Source organism: Citrobacter sp. RHBSTW-00029 (assembly GCF_014104295.1).
Taxonomy (GTDB): Bacteria; Pseudomonadota; Gammaproteobacteria; order Enterobacterales; family Enterobacteriaceae; genus Citrobacter; species Citrobacter youngae.
Window position 1 is genome coordinate 404,608 of record NZ_JABXRT010000001.1, and the last position, 18,386, is coordinate 422,993.

Below are 18,386 nucleotides of genomic sequence, written 5' to 3' on the forward strand. Positions count from 1 at the left end.
AATTAACCTCAGTTCATACCAGTCAAATGCTGGCTCCATTGATATTGCCCGGTTGTGCGGCCTGATTTTTTCTGGCCTGCGCGGCGGCATCTTCGACAGGAATATCTTCAAAGCCGAGAATCAGTGTTAATACAAAGGAAAGCACCACCGCCAGCGCCATCACGCCAAACACCCATACGATAGTCATCGGATTGGCCGGATCGAAAAACTGTACGCTGGTGAACAGACCTGGAGCCGCCATGGAGTGACTCGCCAGCCCGGCCATGCCGGCAACGGCACCGCAGATAAAACCGCTGATAAGACTCGCAATCAGTGGTCGTTTCAGGCGGATCGCCACGCCATACAGTGCGGGTTCGGAAATCCCTGCCATGATGGCAGAGGCGGCTGCCGCTAACGCCGTCTGACGCAGTTCCGGGTTTTTGGTTTTCCATGCCACTGCCAGCGATGAACCGCCTAACGACAAGTTGGCGCCGATTTCCGACGGCATCACCATGCCTTCTTTTCCGGTTTCGGCAATGGTCTGAATAATGGTTGGCGTGAAAACGCGATGCATACCGGTCATCACCAGCAGCGGCCACAATGCGCCCATAATGGCCACTGACAGCCAACCGAGATAGCCGTGAATGGTATACACCAGCGCTGAAATTGCGCTACCGATCCAGATGCCGATCGGGCCAATGATGACGATGGCGAGCGGCGCGGCGATCAGCACGATCAGCATTGGTTTCAGGAAGTTTTTGGTGACTGCCGGAGTGATGCGATCCACCCAACGTTCGATGTATGACAGGCACCAGGTCATCACCAGCGCCGGGATCACCGTGTAGGTATATTTCACCGCCGTCACCGGGATCAGGGCAAACTCAACGTGCTCACCCTGCGCGGCCTTCGCCATCAGATCGATGAAGCTGGGATGCACCAGTACACCCGCGATGGCGATTGCCAGTGACATGTTGGTTTTGAATTTGATAGCGGCCGACGCGGCGACCATCAGCGGCAGGAAGAAAAATGCGCCGTCGCCGATCACGGTCAGAATAGTGAGCGTGGACGATCCTTTCTCCAGCACACCGGTCATTTCGAGGATCATTGCCAGCAGCTTGAGCATTGATCCGCCGATAATTGCAGGGATCAACGGCGACATGGTGCCGATCAGCGCGTCGAGGATCCCCGCGCCAATCCGCTTCAGCGTCAGTCGGGGTTTGGTTTGCGGCTCAGCAGGCTGCATGTTGAAAGGCAACAGGCTGACCACTTCGCGATACGCCTGCGAAACGGTATTGCCGATGATCACCTGACACTGGTTATCGCTACGCACCACGCCAAGTACGCCAAGTACGCCAGAAAGCGTCTTCAGCGTCGCGCTGTCGACCTGCGAGTCATCTTTGATAACGAAACGCAAACGGGTCATACAGTGGGTCACTGCTGTGATGTTGTCAACGCCTCCCAGAGCCGTCACAACGGAGCGCGCCAGCGCTGCATAATTCTTGGACATCGGATTTAATCCTGTTTTATCAGTAGGGTACGTTATGTTTTATCCGTTTACGGTGGGTCGCTTTTCTGGGTTATGAAACGCAGATAGGAAACCGGTTCCACAAAAGAATGTTTAATTTATTTATATTGAGCAAGATTTAATTTTGATCATTTATTGTAATTGTGATGTTTATCACTGGATGTTGGCGTCTGCGATGTAGCAGCAAGGACAGCGGCGAAACGGTGCAGTACACTGCGTCACATTGAGAGAATAGGGATGAGTAATATGACCACGATGCTCGAGGTGGCGAAGCGTGCCGGCGTGTCGAAAGCGACGGTTTCCCGGGTGCTTTCCGGGAACGGCTACGTCAGCCAGGAGACCAAAGACCGCGTGTTTCAGGCCATTGAAGAGAGTGGTTATCGCCCTAACTTGCTGGCGCGCAGTCTGGCGGCGAAAACCACGCAGACGCTGGGACTGGTGGTGACGAACACCCTTTATCACGGCGTCTATTTCAGCGAACTGTTGTTTCATACCGCACGCATGGCGGAGGATAAGGGGCGTCAGCTGTTGCTGGCTGACGGTAAGCACAGCGCTGAGGAAGAACGCCAGGCGATCCAATACCTTCTGGACTTACGCTGCGACGCGATTATGATCTATCCGCGTTTTCTCAGTGTGGATGAGATAGACGATATCATCGACGCCCATACTCAGCCGATTATGGTGCTTAACCGACGCCTGCGGAAAAACACCAGCCACAGCGTATGGTGCGATCAAAAGCAGACCAGCTTTAACGCCGTCACTCAGCTCATTGCCGCCGGGCATAAAGAGATTGGTTTTATTACCGGCTCGATGGATTCTCCAACCGGCGTGGAGCGACTTTCAGGTTATAAAGACGCGCTGGCACATCATGATATCGCGCTAGATAATGATCTGATTGTTAAAGGGAAATGGACGCCTGCCTGCGGCGCAGCGGGTGTGGATACTTTGCTTTCGCGCAAGGTCAATTTTACCGCGCTGGTGGCCAGTAATGACGATATGGCGATCGGCGCGATGAAGCAGTTGCACGAGCATGGCGTGAGCGTTCCCGCACAGGTGTCGGTGATTGGCTTTGATGATATCGCCCTCGCACCATACACTATTCCGGCGCTTTCCAGCGTAAAAATTCCGGTAACAGAAATGATTCAGGAAACGATTGGGCGCCTGATCTTTATGTTGGGTGACGGGGCGTTTACGCCGCCAAAGACTTTCACCGGTGAACTCATCCAGCGCGACTCAGTTGCGCCGCCCGCTTAGCGCTGACGGCTGTCATTTGTCATCGTCACTAGTGACGATGACACGCCATCTTTGTATTCATTATAATAAAAATTCTTTAATAACAGTAAATTAAAATCTGGCACGATTTGTGAATGCTTCGGCAGATATTCTGTCATTGCTGGAGAAATTGATGAACCGTTTCATCATTGCAGACGCCAATAAATGCATTGGTTGCCGTACCTGTGAAGTGGCCTGCGTGGTATCCCATCAGGATAACCAGGACTGCGCATCGCTGACCCCTGAAACTTTTTTACCCCGCATTCACGTCATCAAAGGCGTTAATGTCTCCACGGCGACGCTGTGCCGCCAGTGTGAAGACGCGCCGTGCGCTAACGTCTGCCCGAACGGTGCGATCAGCCGTGATAAAGGTTTTGTTCACGTAATGCAGGAACGCTGCATTGGCTGTAAAACTTGCGTTGTGGCTTGTCCTTACGGCGCAATGGAAGTGGTCGTGCGTCCGGTTGTGCGTAACAGCGGCGCGGGTCTGAACGTCCGTGCAGAAAAAGCCGAAGCCAATAAGTGCGACCTGTGCCACCACCGTGAGGCCGGTCCTGCCTGTATGGAAGTCTGCCCGACTCACGCGCTGATTTATGTGGATCGCAACAAGCTTGAGCAACTGAGCGCGGAAAAACGCCGTCGCGCGGCGCTGGATTCCACCGCATCTTTGCTGTTCTGATATCTGCAAATCCGCGTAAAATACGGTAGTACTTATGCCGGATGGCGGCTTCGCCTTATCCGGCCTACTGTTCGCATCCCCGTAGGCCTGATAAGCATCGCGCCATCAGGCTAACCGGGATTGATGACTGCGGGAAAAATCTAATGACAATAAACACCCCCTCCGGCGTACAGTTGCGTATTCGCGGCAAGGTACAGGGCGTCGGATTTCGCCCCTACGTCTGGCAACTGGCGCAACGGTTACAGCTGCATGGCGACGTGTGTAACGACGGTGACGGTGTGGTTGTGCGCTTGCAGGAAGATCCGGCGGAGTTTATTGCGCAGTTACATCAACACTGCCCACCGCTGGCGCGCATTGACAGCGTTGAGAGCGAACCGTTCGTCTGGACGCAGCAGCCTGCCGATTTCTCGATTCGTCAAAGCGCTGGCGGTTCGATGAATACGCAGATCGTTCCGGACGCCGCGACCTGCCCCGAATGTCTGATTGAAATGAACACTCCCGGCGAACGCCGCTATCGTTATCCCTTTATCAACTGCACCCACTGCGGCCCACGTTTTACCATTATCCGCGCCATGCCGTATGACCGTCCGTTGACCGTGATGGCGTCGTTCCCGCTCTGTGCGCAATGCGACAAAGAGTATCGTGACCCGTATGACCGTCGCTTCCATGCCCAGCCTGTTGCTTGTCCGGCATGCGGCCCGCATCTGGAATGGATCAGTACTGACGTGCGGGCTGAAAAAGAAGACGCCCTGCAGGCGGCGGTGGCACAGCTGAAAGCGGGCGGCATTGTGGCCGTGAAAGGCATTGGCGGCTTTCATCTGGTGTGCGATGCGCGCAATGATGACGCCGTCGCACTGCTCAGGCTGCGTAAACACCGTCCGGCGAAACCGCTGGCGGTAATGCTGCCTGCTGATGACGGACTGCCCGAACCCGCTCGTCGTTTGCTGACTACACCTGCTGCGCCGATCGTGCTGGTACAGAAACGCTATGTCGCTGCATTGAGCGAAGGCATTGCGCCGGGGTTAACGGAGGTTGGAGTTATGCTGCCCGCGAATCCGTTGCAGCATTTACTTTTACAAGAGATGAATTGTCCTCTGGTGATGACCTCCGGCAACCTCAGCGGCAGGCCGCCGGCCATTACCAACGCCCAGGCGCTGGAAGATTTAAGTGAGATTGCTGATGGTTTCCTGCTGCATAACCGCGAAATTATGCAGCGCATGGATGACTCCGTGGTGCGTGACAGTGGGGAAATACTGCGCCGCTCCCGGGGTTACGTGCCGGATGCGATAGCACTGCCGCCGGGGTTTCGTGACGTGCCGCCGATGTTGTGCTTAGGCGCGGATCTGAAAAATACATTCTGCCTGGTGCGCGGCGAACAGGCGGTTATCAGCCAGCATTTAGGCGATCTCAGTGATGACGGCATTCAGCAGCAGTGGCGTGATGCGTTACGTCTGATCCAGAACATTTATGACTTTACGCCGCAGCGTATCGTGCATGATGCGCACCCTGGCTATGTTTCCAGCCAGTGGGCCAGCGAGATGAATCTGCCAACCGAAACGGTGCTGCATCATCATGCGCATGCTGCTGCATGTCTTGCCGAGCACGGCTGGCCGCTCGACGGCGGCGATGTGATTGCCCTGACGCTGGATGGCATCGGCATGGGGGAAAATGGCGTGCTGTGGGGCGGCGAATGTCTGCGGGTCAACTACCGTGAATGCGAACACCTTGGCGGCTTACCGGCGGTAGCGCTGGCGGGCGGCGATTTAGCGGCAAAACAGCCATGGCGCAATTTGCTCGCGCAGTGCCTGCGTTTTGTTCCTGACTGGCAGGGTTACCCGGAAACATCGGCGTTGCAACGGCAAAACTGGAACGTACTGGCGCGCGCCATCGAGCGGGGAATCAATGCCCCACTGGCATCGTCGTGCGGGCGCTTGTTTGATGCGGTTGCCGCCGCGTTGCATTGTGCGCCGGAATCGTTGAGTTATGAAGGTGAGGCGGCCTGTGCGCTGGAGGCGCTGGCATCGCAGTGTGCAGGCGTTGATCACCCTGTTACGGTGCCGCTTAATGGCAATCATCTGGACTTAGCGGCTTTTTGGCAGCAATGGCTGGCCTGGCAGACCGCCCCTGCTGAAAGAGCGTGGGCATTTCACGACGCGCTGGCGCGTGGGTTTGCCACACTGATGCGTGAGCAGGCCGAAACGCGCGGAATTAAAACGTTAGTCTTCAGCGGCGGCGTGATGCATAACCGCTTACTGTCATCCCGGCTGGCGTTTTATCTGCGTGATTTTACCTTACTGTTCCCGCAGCGTTTACCGGCGGGTGACGGCGGGTTGTCATTGGGGCAGGGCGTGATTGCCGCGGCGCGGGTGTTAAGTGAAGCGTAGAATGCCGGATGGCGGCTGCGCCTTATCCGGCCTACAAATAGATACTCACTCGTAGGCCGGATAAGACGCGAAGCGGCGCCATCCGGCATCACAGACTTACACGGGCAACGTTTTCAGCAGCGCAAAGGCCTCTTTCATGCGGTCTTCACTGACGACAAACGCACACAGCTGGCCTTCGTTGTTCATCCCTCTGGCGACCATCCCTTGCGCTTCGGCGGCAATATGCCAGTTCAGATCGCGGCGCTGGGTTTCCCCTGCCAGATGCAATGGCAACTCCGGCGTTTTGACTTTTACCAGCATCGCTGGCAGCTTCAATGGCGCATTGCCGCCGAGCAGGTTTTTCGCCAGATACATGGCGCTCAGTTGAATCGGCTGCAGGAACGGCAGGACCTGACCGTTAATTTCCGCACAGTCGCCGAGGGCATAAATGTCCGGGTGGCTGGTCTGCAGGTAGCTGTCGACGCAGACGCCACGATTGATGTTCAATCCGGCGCGACGCGCCAGTGCGGTTTCCGGGCGCAGGCCGGTGGCGGCAATCACCGCATCGACTTCGACGTTGCGGCTACGATCGAGCGTGGCGCGAATACCGGTACTGGTTTTCTCCAGACTCTGAAGCTGTGATTTCAGCAGCAGATGGACACCCATATCGGTCAGATGATGCTGTAAGCGACTGCTGACTTCCGGCGGCATCAGCGAGGCCAGAATGCTGGCGGCGTTGTCGATAAGCGTCACCGCTTTACTTGCACGACAGAAATCCATCGCCAGTTCGCTACCAATCAGGCCACCGCCAACAATCAGTACCCGCCGGGCGTCACGCAGCTGCGTTTCACAGGCGCGGTACTCTTGTTGGCTGTTCAATGTAAGCATTAACTCACGCCCGCTAACCGGAGGTACAAAGGCTGAAGCCCCCGTTGCCAGCACCAGTTTTTCGTACTGCCACTGCTTGTCCTGACTTTTCACTACGTGGGCATCGGCGTCGATGTCGGTTACCCAGGTATGTGGGAACAGGCGCAAATTAAACTGTTCGGCAAACTCACCCGCCGACTGGCGGGTGAGGTCGTCTGCACGCTGTGACTGACTGATAACGTGGCTGAGATCGGGCTTGTTGTACTCATCCATGCTGTCCGCGGCAATCAGGGTCAGCGGAACAGCAGCATCCTGTTTACGGATATTTTTGACTAACTGGCGGGCGGCAAAGCCCGAACCAATGATGACAATTCCGTGGCTCATTTTGCCTCCGTTGCCAGTACGTCAAAGACGTCTTTACCTAATGAACATTCCGGGCACAGGAAGTTATCCGGCACGTCGCTCCACGGCGTACCCGGTGCAACGTCCTGCAGCGGTTCACCTTTTGCTGGATCGTAAATCCACTGGCACACGCTGCACTGCATGCTGGGACCAAGATCGGCGGCAGCCGCAGCGGCACAGGCACAGGCTTCTTCCTGGGCGACGGCTTTCACGGTTGTTTCCGGCAATGGAGCCAGCGCCCACTGACGTGCGATTTCACGGCCGTGCTGGCGGCACAGTTCCAGCGCATCGAGGTCAGGACGCCATTTCGCTTTCAGGCTCAGGGACATTTCAAAGCCCGCATCCTGCAAACGCGTGGACAAACGGTCTACCGCACCGCCGCTCCAGCCGTGTGAACCAAAGGCGCTGGCACGCTTGTTACGAAAACGCAGGCCGGTCATCTCTTCCACCAGACCGGCGATTTTCGGCATCATCACGTTGTTCATTGTGGAAGTCCCGACCAGCACGCCTTTAGAGCGGAAGACGTTGGTCAGAACTTCGTTTTTGTCGCTGCGGGCGACGTTAAAGATTTTCACCGCCACGTTCGGGTCGACTTCGTTGATGCCCTGGGCAATCGCGTCCGCCATCATGCGGGTGTTGTTGGACATGGTGTCGTAGAAAATGGTGATGCGGTCTTCCTGATAATCCGCCGCCCATTTCAGGTACAGCTCAACGATTTGTGTCGGGTTGTCGCGCCATACCACGCCATGGGAAGTGGCAATCATATCGACCGGCAGGTTGAAGCCGAGGATCTCAGTAATTTTCGGTGTAACCAGACGGCTGAATGGCGTCAGGATATTGGCGTAGTAACGCTGGCACTGTTCGAACAGTTCAGTCTGGTCAACTTCGTCGTTAAACAGACGTTCGTCGCAGTAGTGCTGACCGAAGGCGTCGTTACTGAACAGCACCGCATCGCCGGTCATGTAGGTCATCATACTGTCCGGCCAGTGCAGCATCGGCGTTTCAACGAAGATCAGCTGCTTGCCGTTACCAATGTCCAGCGAATCACCGGTTTTCACTACGTTAAAGTTCCATTCCGGGTGATGGTGGTGCCCGTTGATAGAGTCAATGGCGTTGGCTGTGCAGTAAATCGGCGTGTCCGGGATGCAGGACATCAGCTCGGTCAGCGCCCCGGCGTGGTCTTCTTCTGCATGGTTAATGATGATGTAGTCGATATCCGCGAGGTCAATTTCACTGCGCAGGTTCTGCACGAATTCACGGCTAAACTTGTGGTCTACGGTATCAATCAGGACATTTTTTTCTTCACGGATGAGATAGCTGTTGTAGCTGCTGCCGCGCAGCGTTTTGTATTCAGTTCCGTGGAAATCACGCACTTCCCAGTCACGTTGGCCAACCCAATGAATGTTATTTTTAACCAGAATAGACATAGCAACCTCAATTAATTCAGCGTTTTTCAAAAAAGATGTTTTGCTAATTGCAGGTTGCGTGCCAACTTTTTATTTATTTGATTTTAAAGGGTTAGTTGTTTTTCCACCTATAAGGTGGTAGTCAAAATGACTATATGTTTTATTGTCAATATGACAATATGAATTGTCAAAATGACAATGAGGTAGCCATGAGCTTTTCCGTAGACGTGCTGGCGGGCATCGCCATTGAATTACAAAGCGGTATTGGGCATCAGGACCGTTTTCAACGACTGATAACCACCTTGCGTCAGGTGCTGGAGTGCGACGCGTCGGCACTGCTGCGCTACGAGTCGCGACAGTTTATTCCGCTGGCGATCGATGGGCTGGCGCAGGATGTTCTCGGCAGACGCTTTACTCTGGAAGGGCATCCGCGTCTGGAGGCGATTGCCCGCGCCGGGGACGTGGTACGTTTTCCTGCCGACAGCGATTTGCCAGACCCGTATGATGGTCTGATTCCGGGGCAGGAGAGTCTGAAGGTGCATGCCTGTATTGGGCTGCCGTTGTTCGCCGGTCAAAATTTGATTGGTGCGTTAACCCTGGATGGCATGGAGCCCGATCAGTTCGATGTTTTCAGCGATGAGGAGCTTAGGCTGATTGCCGCGCTGGCGGCTGGCGCATTGAGCAATGCGTTGCTGATTGAACAGCTGGAAAGCCAGAATATGCTGCCAGGTTCGTCGACGGCTTTCGAGCAGGTGACGGAAACCCAGATGATTGGCCTGTCGCCCAATATGATGCAGTTGAAAAAAGAGATTGAGATTGTGGCGGGGTCCGATCTCAACGTGCTGATTAGCGGCGAAACAGGGACCGGGAAGGAGCTGGTGGCTAAAGCTATCCATGAAGGTTCGCCGCGTGCGGTGAATCCACTGGTGTATCTGAACTGCGCGGCGTTGCCGGAAAGCGTAGCGGAAAGCGAACTGTTTGGTCACGTAAAAGGCGCGTTTACCGGGGCTATCAGCAATCGTAGCGGTAAGTTTGAAATGGCCGACAATGGGACGCTATTTCTCGACGAGATAGGTGAACTCTCGCTGGCGCTACAGGCTAAGCTGCTGCGCGTATTGCAGTACGGCGATATTCAGCGCGTGGGTGACGATCGCAGCTTGCGCGTGGATGTGCGCGTACTGGCGGCGACGAACCGTGATTTACGCGAAGAGGTGTTGGCCGGGAATTTCCGTGCGGATTTGTTCCACCGGCTGAGCGTCTTTCCCCTTTCGGTACCGCCTCTTCGTGAACGCGGCGAAGACGTGGTGCTGCTGGCAGGCTATTTTTGCGAGCAATGTCGGCTGCGGCTGGGACTGTCCCGCGTGGTGTTAAGCCCCGGTGCGCGTAGTCATCTGTTGAGCTACGCCTGGCCCGGGAACGTGCGTGAACTGGAACATGCCATTCACCGCGCGGTCGTTCTGGCAAGAGCCACCAGGGCAGGGGATGAAGTGGTGCTGGAGGCGCAGCATTTTGCCCTGCAGGATGAAGCGCCAGTAACACCGGCGGCGGAAGTTGTTGCGGAGATCCCACAGCATCACAACCTGCGTGAAGCAACAGAGTCGTTCCAGCGGGAGATGATCCGCCGGGCGCTGGCACAAAATAACCATAGTTGGGCGGCAAGTGCGCGGACGCTGGAAACAGACGTCGCCAACCTGCACCGGCTGGCGAAGCGTCTGGGGTTGAAGGATTAGATAATACCGGCCTGATAGAAATCCTGCAGGTTGATAGCACCGGTGAGTTTACCGTTTTCATCGACCACCGGTGCGGCGGTGATTTTGCGCTTCATCAGGATCTCTTTGGCGTCAATCGCGCGGCTCTGTGCCTGCAGCGTAACGCCATTGTGGGTCATCGCCTCGCTAACCTGAGTGGTGAGCGCTCCACCGCCAACCAGCCAGCGGCGCAGGTCGCCGTCGGTAAAGACGCCTTTCACCAGCGAGGCGTCGTCGCAGACTGCCACCAGGCCAAGACCCGTACGGCTAAGTTCCAGCATCGCGTCCATGACGCTGGTGGTAAGCTTCACCTGCGGGATGGCATCGTCACGACGCATCAGATGATGCACTTTATTTAACAGACGAGCGCCCAGCGCACCCGCCGGATGCGAGCGGGCGAAATCTTCTTCGTTAAAGCCGCGCGCCTGCATCACGGCGATGGCCAGCGCGTCGCCCATCATCAGCGTGTTAACGGTGCTGGAGGTCGGCGCCAGGCGCATCGGACAGGCTTCGCGCTCAACGGAAATATCCAGCACGGCTTTGGCGGCCAGGCCCAACGGTGAGGTCGGTTTTCCGGTCATGGCCAGCAGGGCGACGGATTTGTCTTCCAGGCGTGGAATGATGAGATCCAGCTCTTTCGCACCGCCGGAGTAGGAGATAAACAGCATGACATCACGGCTTTCGATCATCCCTAAGTCACCGTGCAGCGCTTCCGCCGGATGCACAAAAAAGGCAGGCGTGCCGGTACTGGCGAGGGTCGCCGCAATTTTTTTGCCAATATGACCTGATTTACCAATACCGGAGACAATGACTTTGCCTTCACAGTGGATGATAGTATTGGCAGCGCGGACAAAATCATCGCCCAGTCGCTCAGGCAAACGGCTGGCTTCCTGTAGTTCCAGCATTAACGTCTGACGGCCCGCGTTCAGTAGTGCATCACTCATTGGTTTCTCCGGTTATGATCACTTCAATCCCTTTTGCTTCCAGCGCCTGACGAAATGCAGGGTCGATACCCGCATCGGTAATCAGCTTGTCGACGCTTTCCAGACTGCATACAACATTAGGGCTTTTGCGCCCAAATTTTGACGAGTCAGCCATCAGAATCACTTCGCGAGCGGCATTACACATCGCTTTACTGACGCTAAACACCTCATTAAAAGTGGTCACGCCGGCATTGAGGTCAATGCCGTCGGTGCCCATGAAGAGTTTATCAAAGCTGAACTGCTCAAAGGCGTTTTCTGCCAGCTGACCGTGAAATGACGCAGATTTTTTGCGAAAGGTCCCGCCGGGCATCAGGATGGTTTGCTCGTTGTCCAGCTCCGAAAGGGCGTTAACAATGTGCAGGCTGTTGGTCATAACGGTGATGTTGCTAAAGCGCGTGAGCATCGGCACCATCTGCAGTACGGTGCTGCCCGCATCCAGAATAATCGAGTCGCCATCGTGAATAAAACGGACGGCGGCTTCGGCAATCCGCTCTTTTTTATGCGTGTTGATTAGCGTTTTGTGATCGATTGGCGGGTCGGATTCGTCTTTATTTAATACCACGCCGCCATAGGTACGAATGACGGTGCCGGCATTTTCCAGAATGACCAGGTCTTTGCGAATGGTCGTGCCGGTGGTGTCAAAGTAGTGGGCCAGTTCTTCAACCGAGCATTTTCCCTGCTTTTGCAGGTGCTCCAGTATGGCAGCCTGACGCTGACGAGGTTTCATAGGCGTGATTACCCTGACTATAGGTTGCAAAATGATAATTTCGCAAGCTATTAGCATTCACAACGAAATTACCCATGTTTCAGTTTAAGCGCTAATGATAGTGCATTCTGCGATAGCGGATCATGGGGAAAGATCACATCAGGCTGTAATTCATCAAGATGTTTGCCCATTATTGTGGCAATTTTGCCGGGTCTGGCGAATACCGTAAGACCTTTCATAAATAACGTATCGGTAACCCGCTGCTGCTCATCTAACGCAATGGCGATCACCACGCGGGGTTTAAAACGTCCGCCGGAGCGCCCCACGCCAACCCGACCCCGTTGGCAGAGCTTATCGAAAGCCCGATTAAAGCGGGATATTTGCCAGCCACCGAGCGCCAGTTGCAGGCACCAGGCGATAGCGGCGACGGTAATCAGTGCGGAAACCATAATGTACTCCTTTGATTTTGCCGGATAAGCGTAGCCGCCATCCGGCAATTCAACATTAAAACATCACCTGACCGCCGGTCACGTTGATGGACTGCCCGGTGCAGTAAGAGGCTTTTGGACTGGCGTAAAACAGCAGCATGTTCAGCACGTCCTGATAATCGCAGCCGCGTTTGAGTGGAACCTTATCAATGTAGTACTGCTCAACTTCGTCTGGCTTAAGGCCAAGCTTGGTCGCATATTGCGGTAGTAACGACTGGAACATCGGTGATTTCAGCAGGTTGCCGAGCATCAATGAATGCACGGTGATCCCGTATTCCGCCAGATCCAGCGCCAGCGACTGGGTTAAGCCCACGCCGCCAAATTTTGCCGCGCTATAGCCAGAGTTGTGTTTACTGCCCACTTTCCCTGATTTGGAGTTGATCTGGATAATGCGCCCCTGAACGCCATCGCGGATCATCAGGCGTGAGAACTCACGTGCGCAGAGGAAGTAGCCGACCAGATTCACCTGCAGCGAGCGGTCGAAATCCCCAAGCTGAAAATCGCTAATAAATGCGGCTTTAGCGATACCGGCGCTGTAAACCAGCAGATCGACACGGCCAAATATTTCATCCACTCCGCGTGATAGCGCCAGCACGCTCTGTTCGCTGGTGGCATCTGCGCCAAAACCGTAGGCGGTGCCATCGCCAAACTCGGCGTTAATTTCTTGCGCCACGTTGGCGGCTTTATCGCTTTGAATATCCACCACCGCGACGCGGTATCCTTCTGTCGCAAGCCCACGGCAAAGGAATGCCCCAAGGGTCTGGCCTCCACCAATGACAACGGCAACCTGATTCATCTTTATCTCCTTCAATCTTAAGCAACAAACTTCAAAATACAGCCCGGCGCGATACCGTCCGGTACGGGGCCTGCAACGTGTACGGTGCCGGGGAATTCCGCTTCGCTCAGTCCGTCAAAACGCAGGGTGATATGCCCCAGTTCACGTAAATTTTGTTCCGCTACGCTGCCAACGGCGGTGACCGGGTAGTGATGCTGGCCCAGTTCAAACTGGATCCCGGCTTGCAACGAACCGTTCAGCTCGCCGTGGCAATGAATGAAGCAAAACTCCTCGATATCCGCTGGCGCGCCTTCACGAAAGGTAATCAACATCTGGTCGCTGAGTGCATCCGGGGCGCTCTGGCCGATACGGGTGATGGTGGTCTGATAAATCACGGTCATTTTTGAGTGCCTCTTATTGGTAAATAAAGCCGGAAACAAACCAGGCGATGAGAACGGTAGGCGCGCCGGTGAGAAAACGACTCACCAGAACGGATGGCACGCCGACGCGAACCGTGTCCTGACGCGCTTCGGCCAGCGACAGCCCGACAGGAATAAAGTCGCATGCAGCCTGAGCGTTAATGGCGAACAGGGCAGGTAGCGCCAGATGAGGGGGAATATTCCCCAAACCAATCTGTACGCCGATCAAAACGCCGATAACCTGGGCGATAACCGCACCGGGGCCGAGGAAAGGCGACAGCAGCGGGAAAGAACAAATCAGCGCCAGGGTCACCAGCCCCAGCGGATGGCTGGCTAACGGTGCGAGTCCATGGGCTATCCAGTCACCCAAACCGGAAGCCATAATGATGCCGATCAGTGCCGAGACGAACGCCATAAATGGCAAAATAGTTTTCAGGACGGTATCGATGGTGTCGCGCCCGGACTGGAACAGCACTGCAACGGCTGAACCCATGCCCATGCCAACTTTTGCCAGCAGGCCATCGCTCTGTTCAGTGATTTTTTTGCTGGTGTCGTAATCGCGACCGATAGTGCTGTTTACAGGCGTTGGCGTAGCGGATGCTTCACCGACAACGGTGATATTTTCTTCTTTCACGCCAGAGACATAGATATCTTCAATAATGTATTGTGCCAGAGGGCCGGATTTCCCGGTCGCGTGAATATTCACCGTCGGGATACGACGTTTTGGATAGATCCCGCAGCGCAGTGTGCCGCCGCAGTCGATGATCGCTACACCGATTTCATTCTCTGGTGGTTCACCTTCTTTGAAGCCATCAACGGCCTGCCAGCCGGTCAGGTTCGCCAGCTTGTCGACAATCGCCGGGCGCGTTCCGGCAGTGATATAGACAATTTTCTTCCCGGGCGTTGCTTCCAGTTCAAGCGGACCACCCCAACCACCGGTGCCTTTTTCAATACGAATACGCGTCATGATGTTGCTCCCGCCAGATGCACTTTCTGCTCAAGTTGAATGCCCATTTTTTTCTCAAAGATGGCGGTGGTGAAATCGGTCACCCAGCCACGGAAGAAGTTGGTCACCAGACCGACCAGCAAATAGCTCACCGCGAGCGGGCCGAGCGGGAGGCCCAGCGTCGTCAAGCCGCTGGCAATCCCCAGATAGACAAACAACTCTCCGGGGTTAATGTGTGGGAACAAGCCGTTCATTGAGTGGCAGCTATAGGACGCTGCTGCGTAATAGCTGGGCTTATATCTCTCTGGCATAAAACGGCCCAGGCTCAGCGTCATGGGGTTACAAAAAACGAATGTGCCGATGCACGGCAGCAGCAGGTAGCGAGACAATGGGTTTCCGGCGCAGCGCTGGGCAAAACGTTCAATACGCTGCTGGCCAATAAAGTTAATCAGCGCATTCATGATGACCAGCAGGCTAATCAGCAGTGGAAGAATACCGGTCACCATGCCGGTAAAGACCTCTCCGCCTTTCTGGAACAGCCCGATAAACCACTCCGCACCGAGTGTGATGGTGTCGATCATTATTCTCTCCTGTAGGGATTTTAGTTACCTTGCCAAACGGTAACCAATTTTAATCAGATCGAAAGATTTAAAAGTGTTATTTTGATCTCAAAATGAAAGGAAAATATTTTAATTTGAAAGTTATTGCGTGAGTGCTCGCAAATGTGCGGCTCAGAGATGAAAGGGGATGTAAATTCTGTGAAGGAGAGCGACTACCGCTTCCTTGTATGACGGAGGATGCTTTACCATACTTCCCCCAGGCTGAATTTGTTTAATGGATGTCTCATGTTCAAGCGTCGTTATGTAGCGTTACTCCCCCTTTTCGTACTGCTTGCTGCCTGTAGCAGCAAACCCAAACCTTCAGAGACTCAAACGACTACGGGTACGCCATCCGGCGGCTTCCTGCTTGAGCCGCAGCACAACGTCATGCAAACAAGCGGCGACTTCGCCAATAATCCGAATGCACAGCAGTTCATCGAGAAAATGGTGAACAAGCACGGCTTTGACCGCCAGCAATTGCAGGAGATCCTGTCGCAGGCCAAGCGTCTGGACTCGGTATTGCGTTTGATGGACCGCCAGGCGCCGACGACGCAACCGCCAGCCGGACCTAACGGCGCATGGCTGCGGTATCGTAAACAGTTCATCACGCCGGATAACGTGCAAAACGGCGTGGCGTTCTGGAATCAATACGAAGATGCGCTGAACCGCGCGTGGCAGGTATACGGCGTACCGCCGGAAATTATCGTTGGTATTATTGGCGTAGAAACTCGCTGGGGCCGCGTGATGGGTAAAACGCGGATTCTGGATGCGCTGGCGACGCTGTCGTTTAACTATCCTCGTCGTGCGGAATACTTCTCTGGTGAACTGGAAACCTTCCTGCTGATGGCGCGAGATGAAAGCGACGATCCGCTCGATTTGAAAGGTTCTTTCGCGGGGGCAATGGGCTACGGCCAATTTATGCCGTCTTCCTATAAACAATATGCCGTTGATTTCAATGGCGATGGGCACATTAACCTGTGGGATCCGGTTGATGCCATCGGTAGCGTGGCGAACTATTTCAAAGGTCACGGCTGGGTGAAAGGCGATACGGTCGCGGTTCCGGCAAATGGTCAGGCGCCTGGGCTGGCTAACGGCTTTAAAACCCAGTACAGCATTTCTCAGCTTGCCGCCGCGGGCCTGACGCCGCAGCAGTCGTTGGGGAATCATCAGCAGGCCAGCCTGCTGCGCCTGGATATCGGTACCGGCTACCAGTACTGGTATGGGTTGCCGAACTTCTACACCATCACCCGCTACAACCACAGTACCCACTACGCGATGGCCGTGTGGCAATTGGGTCAGGCGGTGGCGCTGGCGCGCGTGCAGTAATCGCTCCCCCGGCCTACCGGAGGATATCTCTTGTAGGCCGGAGAAGATGCCCTGACATCCCCATCCGGCAGATCTTATTTGTGCAACGGAGCAATTTTTGGAATCCTCCTCGTAAAACGTTCTCCCCATCCCCATATTGGTTATGAAAGTGCTATCTTGTCCGGCATATTTTTTAACTGACAGAGGCTGAAATGACCGACAGTGAACTGATGCAGTTAAGCGAGCAGGTTGGCCTGGCGCTGAAAGCGCGCGGGGCAACAGTGACGACGGCGGAATCCTGTACCGGCGGCTGGGTAGCCAAAGCGATTACGGATATTGCCGGAAGCTCCGCCTGGTTTGAACGCGGGTTTGTGACCTACAGCAATGAAGCCAAAGCGCAGATGATTGGCGTGCGCGAAGAGACGCTGACCCAGCATGGCGCGGTGAGTGAACCGGTGGTCGTTGAAATGGCGATTGGCGCGCTAAAAGCCGCCCGTGCTGACTTCGCCGTCTCGATTAGCGGTATCGCAGGACCCGATGGCGGTAGTGAAGACAAGCCCGTGGGGACGGTATGGTTTGCCTTTGCCAGCGCAAGCGGCGAGGGGATTACCCGCCGGGAATGCTTTATCGGCGATCGCGATGCGGTACGTCGACAGGCGACTGTCTACGCGTTACAAACCCTGTGGCAACAATTTCTACAAAACACTTGATACTGTATGAGCATACAGTATAATTGCCTCAACAGAACATTATCTATCACGTTTCGCGGTTTAACCCGAAAGCGGCATGACAGGAGTAATTAATGGCTATCGACGAAAACAAACAGAAAGCGTTGGCGGCAGCGCTGGGTCAGATCGAAAAGCAATTCGGTAAAGGCTCCATCATGCGCCTCGGTGAAGACCGTTCCATGGACGTGGAAACCATCTCCACCGGTTCGCTTTCTCTGGATATCGCATTGGGCGCGGGCGGTTTGCCAATGGGCCGTATCGTCGAAATCTACGGGCCTGAATCCTCCGGTAAAACAACGCTGACACTGCAGGTTATTGCCGCCGCACAGCGCGAAGGTAAAACCTGTGCGTTCATCGATGCGGAACACGCGCTGGACCCTGTTTATGCCCGTAAGCTTGGTGTTGATATCGATAATCTGCTGTGTTCTCAGCCGGATACCGGTGAGCAAGCGCTGGAAATCTGTGATGCGCTGGCGCGTTCCGGCGCGGTTGACGTTATCGTGGTCGACTCCGTTGCCGCATTGACGCCGAAGGCAGAAATCGAAGGTGAGATCGGTGACTCTCATATGGGCCTTGCGGCACGTATGATGAGCCAGGCGATGCGTAAGCTGGCCGGTAACCTGAAGCAGTCCAACACGCTGCTGATTTTCATCAACCAGATCCGTATGAAGATTGGCGTTATGTTCGGTAACCCGGAAACCACCACCGGTGGCAACGCCCTGAAATTCTATGCGTCTGTTCGTCTGGATATTCGTCGTATTGGCGCGGTGAAAGAAGGTGACAACGTAGTTGGCAGCGAAACCCGCGTTAAGGTTGTGAAAAACAAAATTGCAGCGCCGTTCAAACAGGCTGAATTCCAGATTCTTTACGGTGAAGGCATCAACTTCTACGGCGAACTGGTTGACCTGGGCGTGAAAGAGAAGCTGATTGAAAAAGCGGGTGCATGGTACAGCTACAACGGTGAGAAAATTGGTCAGGGTAAAGCGAACGCAACTAACTGGCTGAAAGAAAACCCGGCAACCGCGAAAGAAATTGAGAAGAAATTACGTGAGTTACTGCTCAATAGCCAGGATTCAACGCCTGATTTCTCCGTTGATGACAGTGGTGAAGACGTAAAAGAAACGAACGAAGATTTCTGATAACCTGTTTTGAATCGCATGTTTTGAATCGTATATAGTAAAGGGCTGCATATCATG

The 18,386-nt window shown here is 54.8% G+C and carries 17 protein-coding genes; 7 read left to right on the top strand and 10 right to left on the bottom strand.

The window, feature by feature from the left end:
• Positions 1–22: 22 nt before the first annotated feature.
• Entirely contained in the window at positions 23–1,486 is a 1,464-nt protein-coding gene (gene ascF / locus HV041_RS02000; RefSeq protein WP_182294039.1) for a PTS cellobiose/arbutin/salicin transporter subunit IIBC, read from the bottom strand.
• A 264-nt stretch (positions 1,487–1,750) separates the two neighbouring features.
• Between ascF and HV041_RS02005 the strand changes: the two genes are divergently transcribed.
• The 3 genes from HV041_RS02005 to hypF all read left to right on the top strand — a co-directional run bounded on the left by HV041_RS02005 (position 1,751) and on the right by hypF (position 5,839).
• Entirely contained in the window at positions 1,751–2,758 is a 1,008-nt protein-coding gene (locus HV041_RS02005) for a LacI family DNA-binding transcriptional regulator (RefSeq protein ID WP_121585498.1), read from the top strand.
• A gap of 151 nt (positions 2,759–2,909) precedes the next feature.
• The gene (gene hydN / locus HV041_RS02010; protein WP_003037366.1) at positions 2,910–3,455 is read left to right on the top strand and encodes an electron transport protein HydN; all 546 of its coding nucleotides are present in this window, start codon (positions 2,910–2,912) and stop codon (positions 3,453–3,455) included.
• 143 nt (positions 3,456–3,598) lie between these two features.
• The gene (gene hypF, locus HV041_RS02015; protein ID WP_121584970.1) at positions 3,599–5,839 is read left to right on the top strand and encodes a carbamoyltransferase HypF; all 2,241 of its coding nucleotides are present in this window, start codon (positions 3,599–3,601) and stop codon (positions 5,837–5,839) included.
• 96 nt (positions 5,840–5,935) lie between these two features.
• Here hypF and norW read toward each other — a convergent pair whose 3' ends face one another.
• Both norW and norV read right to left on the bottom strand, forming a co-directional pair.
• Positions 5,936–7,069 (bottom strand): NADH:flavorubredoxin reductase NorW, encoded by a 1,134-nt coding sequence (gene norW / locus HV041_RS02020; RefSeq protein WP_121584969.1) that lies wholly within the window; start codon positions 7,067–7,069, stop codon positions 5,936–5,938.
• Positions 7,066–8,514 carry an anaerobic nitric oxide reductase flavorubredoxin gene (gene norV, locus HV041_RS02025; protein ID WP_048213024.1) on the bottom strand — a complete coding sequence of 483 codons (1,449 nt, stop codon included), beginning with the start codon at positions 8,512–8,514 and terminating at the stop codon, positions 7,066–7,068. Before norV ends, norW begins: the two co-directional genes overlap by 4 nt.
• Before the next feature lie 188 nt (positions 8,515–8,702).
• Between norV and norR the strand changes: the two genes are divergently transcribed.
• Positions 8,703–10,223, top strand: a complete 1,521-nt coding sequence (norR, locus tag HV041_RS02030) for a nitric oxide reductase transcriptional regulator NorR (RefSeq protein ID WP_121584968.1) — start codon at positions 8,703–8,705, stop codon at positions 10,221–10,223.
• On the opposite strand, the gene gutQ is transcribed toward norR, so the two are convergent.
• From gutQ to srlA, 7 genes are all read right to left on the bottom strand, one after another.
• Entirely contained in the window at positions 10,220–11,185 is a 966-nt protein-coding gene (gutQ, locus tag HV041_RS02035; protein ID WP_115642983.1) for an arabinose-5-phosphate isomerase GutQ, read from the bottom strand. The genes norR and gutQ overlap by 4 nt on opposite strands.
• On the bottom strand, positions 11,178–11,951 hold the full coding sequence (locus tag HV041_RS02040) for a DNA-binding transcriptional repressor (protein WP_048213021.1): 774 nt from the start codon (positions 11,949–11,951) through the stop codon (positions 11,178–11,180). The genes gutQ and HV041_RS02040 overlap by 8 nt, the downstream gene beginning before the upstream one ends.
• Before the next feature lie 68 nt (positions 11,952–12,019).
• Positions 12,020–12,379 (bottom strand): transcriptional regulator GutM, encoded by a 360-nt coding sequence (gene gutM, locus HV041_RS02045; RefSeq protein ID WP_048213020.1) that lies wholly within the window; start codon positions 12,377–12,379, stop codon positions 12,020–12,022.
• A 55-nt stretch (positions 12,380–12,434) separates the two neighbouring features.
• The gene (srlD, locus tag HV041_RS02050; RefSeq protein ID WP_005130555.1) at positions 12,435–13,214 is read right to left on the bottom strand and encodes a sorbitol-6-phosphate dehydrogenase; all 780 of its coding nucleotides are present in this window, start codon (positions 13,212–13,214) and stop codon (positions 12,435–12,437) included.
• 17 nt (positions 13,215–13,231) lie between these two features.
• A complete protein-coding gene (gene srlB, locus HV041_RS02055; protein ID WP_048213019.1) occupies positions 13,232–13,594 on the bottom strand; it encodes a PTS glucitol/sorbitol transporter subunit IIA in 363 nt (120 codons plus the stop codon).
• Between the two features lie 13 nt (positions 13,595–13,607).
• Positions 13,608–14,579: a PTS glucitol/sorbitol transporter subunit IIB gene (locus tag HV041_RS02060; RefSeq protein ID WP_048213018.1), complete on the bottom strand. Its 972-nt coding sequence runs from the start codon at positions 14,577–14,579 to the stop codon at positions 13,608–13,610.
• A complete protein-coding gene (srlA, locus tag HV041_RS02065; RefSeq protein WP_048213017.1) occupies positions 14,576–15,139 on the bottom strand; it encodes a PTS glucitol/sorbitol transporter subunit IIC in 564 nt (187 codons plus the stop codon). Before srlA ends, HV041_RS02060 begins: the two co-directional genes overlap by 4 nt.
• Positions 15,140–15,403: 264 nt before the next feature.
• On the opposite strand from srlA, the gene mltB reads away from it, so the two are divergent.
• From mltB to recA, 3 genes are all read left to right on the top strand, one after another.
• Positions 15,404–16,483, top strand: coding sequence for a lytic murein transglycosylase B (gene mltB, locus HV041_RS02070; RefSeq protein ID WP_048213016.1), 1,080 nt, complete (start codon positions 15,404–15,406; stop codon positions 16,481–16,483).
• Positions 16,484–16,674: 191 nt separating this feature from the next.
• Positions 16,675–17,172, top strand: coding sequence for a nicotinamide-nucleotide amidase (pncC, locus tag HV041_RS02075; protein ID WP_115601590.1), 498 nt, complete (start codon positions 16,675–16,677; stop codon positions 17,170–17,172).
• 92 nt (positions 17,173–17,264) lie between these two features.
• A complete protein-coding gene (gene recA / locus HV041_RS02080) occupies positions 17,265–18,329 on the top strand; it encodes a recombinase RecA (protein WP_121584967.1) in 1,065 nt (354 codons plus the stop codon).
• Positions 18,330–18,386: the final 57 nt, after the last annotated feature.

Coding starts and splice junctions, on each gene's coding strand:
- ascF (WP_182294039.1), bottom strand. CDS start 1,486: ATGTCCAAGAATTATGCAGCGCTGGCGCGCTCCGTTGTGACGGCTCTG.
- HV041_RS02005 (WP_121585498.1), top strand. CDS start 1,751: ATGACCACGATGCTCGAGGTGGCGAAGCGTGCCGGCGTGTCGAAAGCG.
- hydN (WP_003037366.1), top strand. CDS start 2,910: ATGAACCGTTTCATCATTGCAGACGCCAATAAATGCATTGGTTGCCGT.
- hypF (WP_121584970.1), top strand. CDS start 3,599: ATGACAATAAACACCCCCTCCGGCGTACAGTTGCGTATTCGCGGCAAG.
- norW (WP_121584969.1), bottom strand. CDS start 7,069: ATGAGCCACGGAATTGTCATCATTGGTTCGGGCTTTGCCGCCCGCCAG.
- norV (WP_048213024.1), bottom strand. CDS start 8,514: ATGTCTATTCTGGTTAAAAATAACATTCATTGGGTTGGCCAACGTGAC.
- norR (WP_121584968.1), top strand. CDS start 8,703: ATGAGCTTTTCCGTAGACGTGCTGGCGGGCATCGCCATTGAATTACAA.
- gutQ (WP_115642983.1), bottom strand. CDS start 11,185: ATGAGTGATGCACTACTGAACGCGGGCCGTCAGACGTTAATGCTGGAA.
- HV041_RS02040 (WP_048213021.1), bottom strand. CDS start 11,951: ATGAAACCTCGTCAGCGTCAGGCTGCCATACTGGAGCACCTGCAAAAG.
- gutM (WP_048213020.1), bottom strand. CDS start 12,379: ATGGTTTCCGCACTGATTACCGTCGCCGCTATCGCCTGGTGCCTGCAA.
- srlD (WP_005130555.1), bottom strand. CDS start 13,214: ATGAATCAGGTTGCCGTTGTCATTGGTGGAGGCCAGACCCTTGGGGCA.
- srlB (WP_048213019.1), bottom strand. CDS start 13,594: ATGACCGTGATTTATCAGACCACCATCACCCGTATCGGCCAGAGCGCC.
- HV041_RS02060 (WP_048213018.1), bottom strand. CDS start 14,579: ATGACGCGTATTCGTATTGAAAAAGGCACCGGTGGTTGGGGTGGTCCG.
- srlA (WP_048213017.1), bottom strand. CDS start 15,139: ATGATCGACACCATCACACTCGGTGCGGAGTGGTTTATCGGGCTGTTC.
- mltB (WP_048213016.1), top strand. CDS start 15,404: ATGTTCAAGCGTCGTTATGTAGCGTTACTCCCCCTTTTCGTACTGCTT.
- pncC (WP_115601590.1), top strand. CDS start 16,675: ATGACCGACAGTGAACTGATGCAGTTAAGCGAGCAGGTTGGCCTGGCG.
- recA (WP_121584967.1), top strand. CDS start 17,265: ATGGCTATCGACGAAAACAAACAGAAAGCGTTGGCGGCAGCGCTGGGT.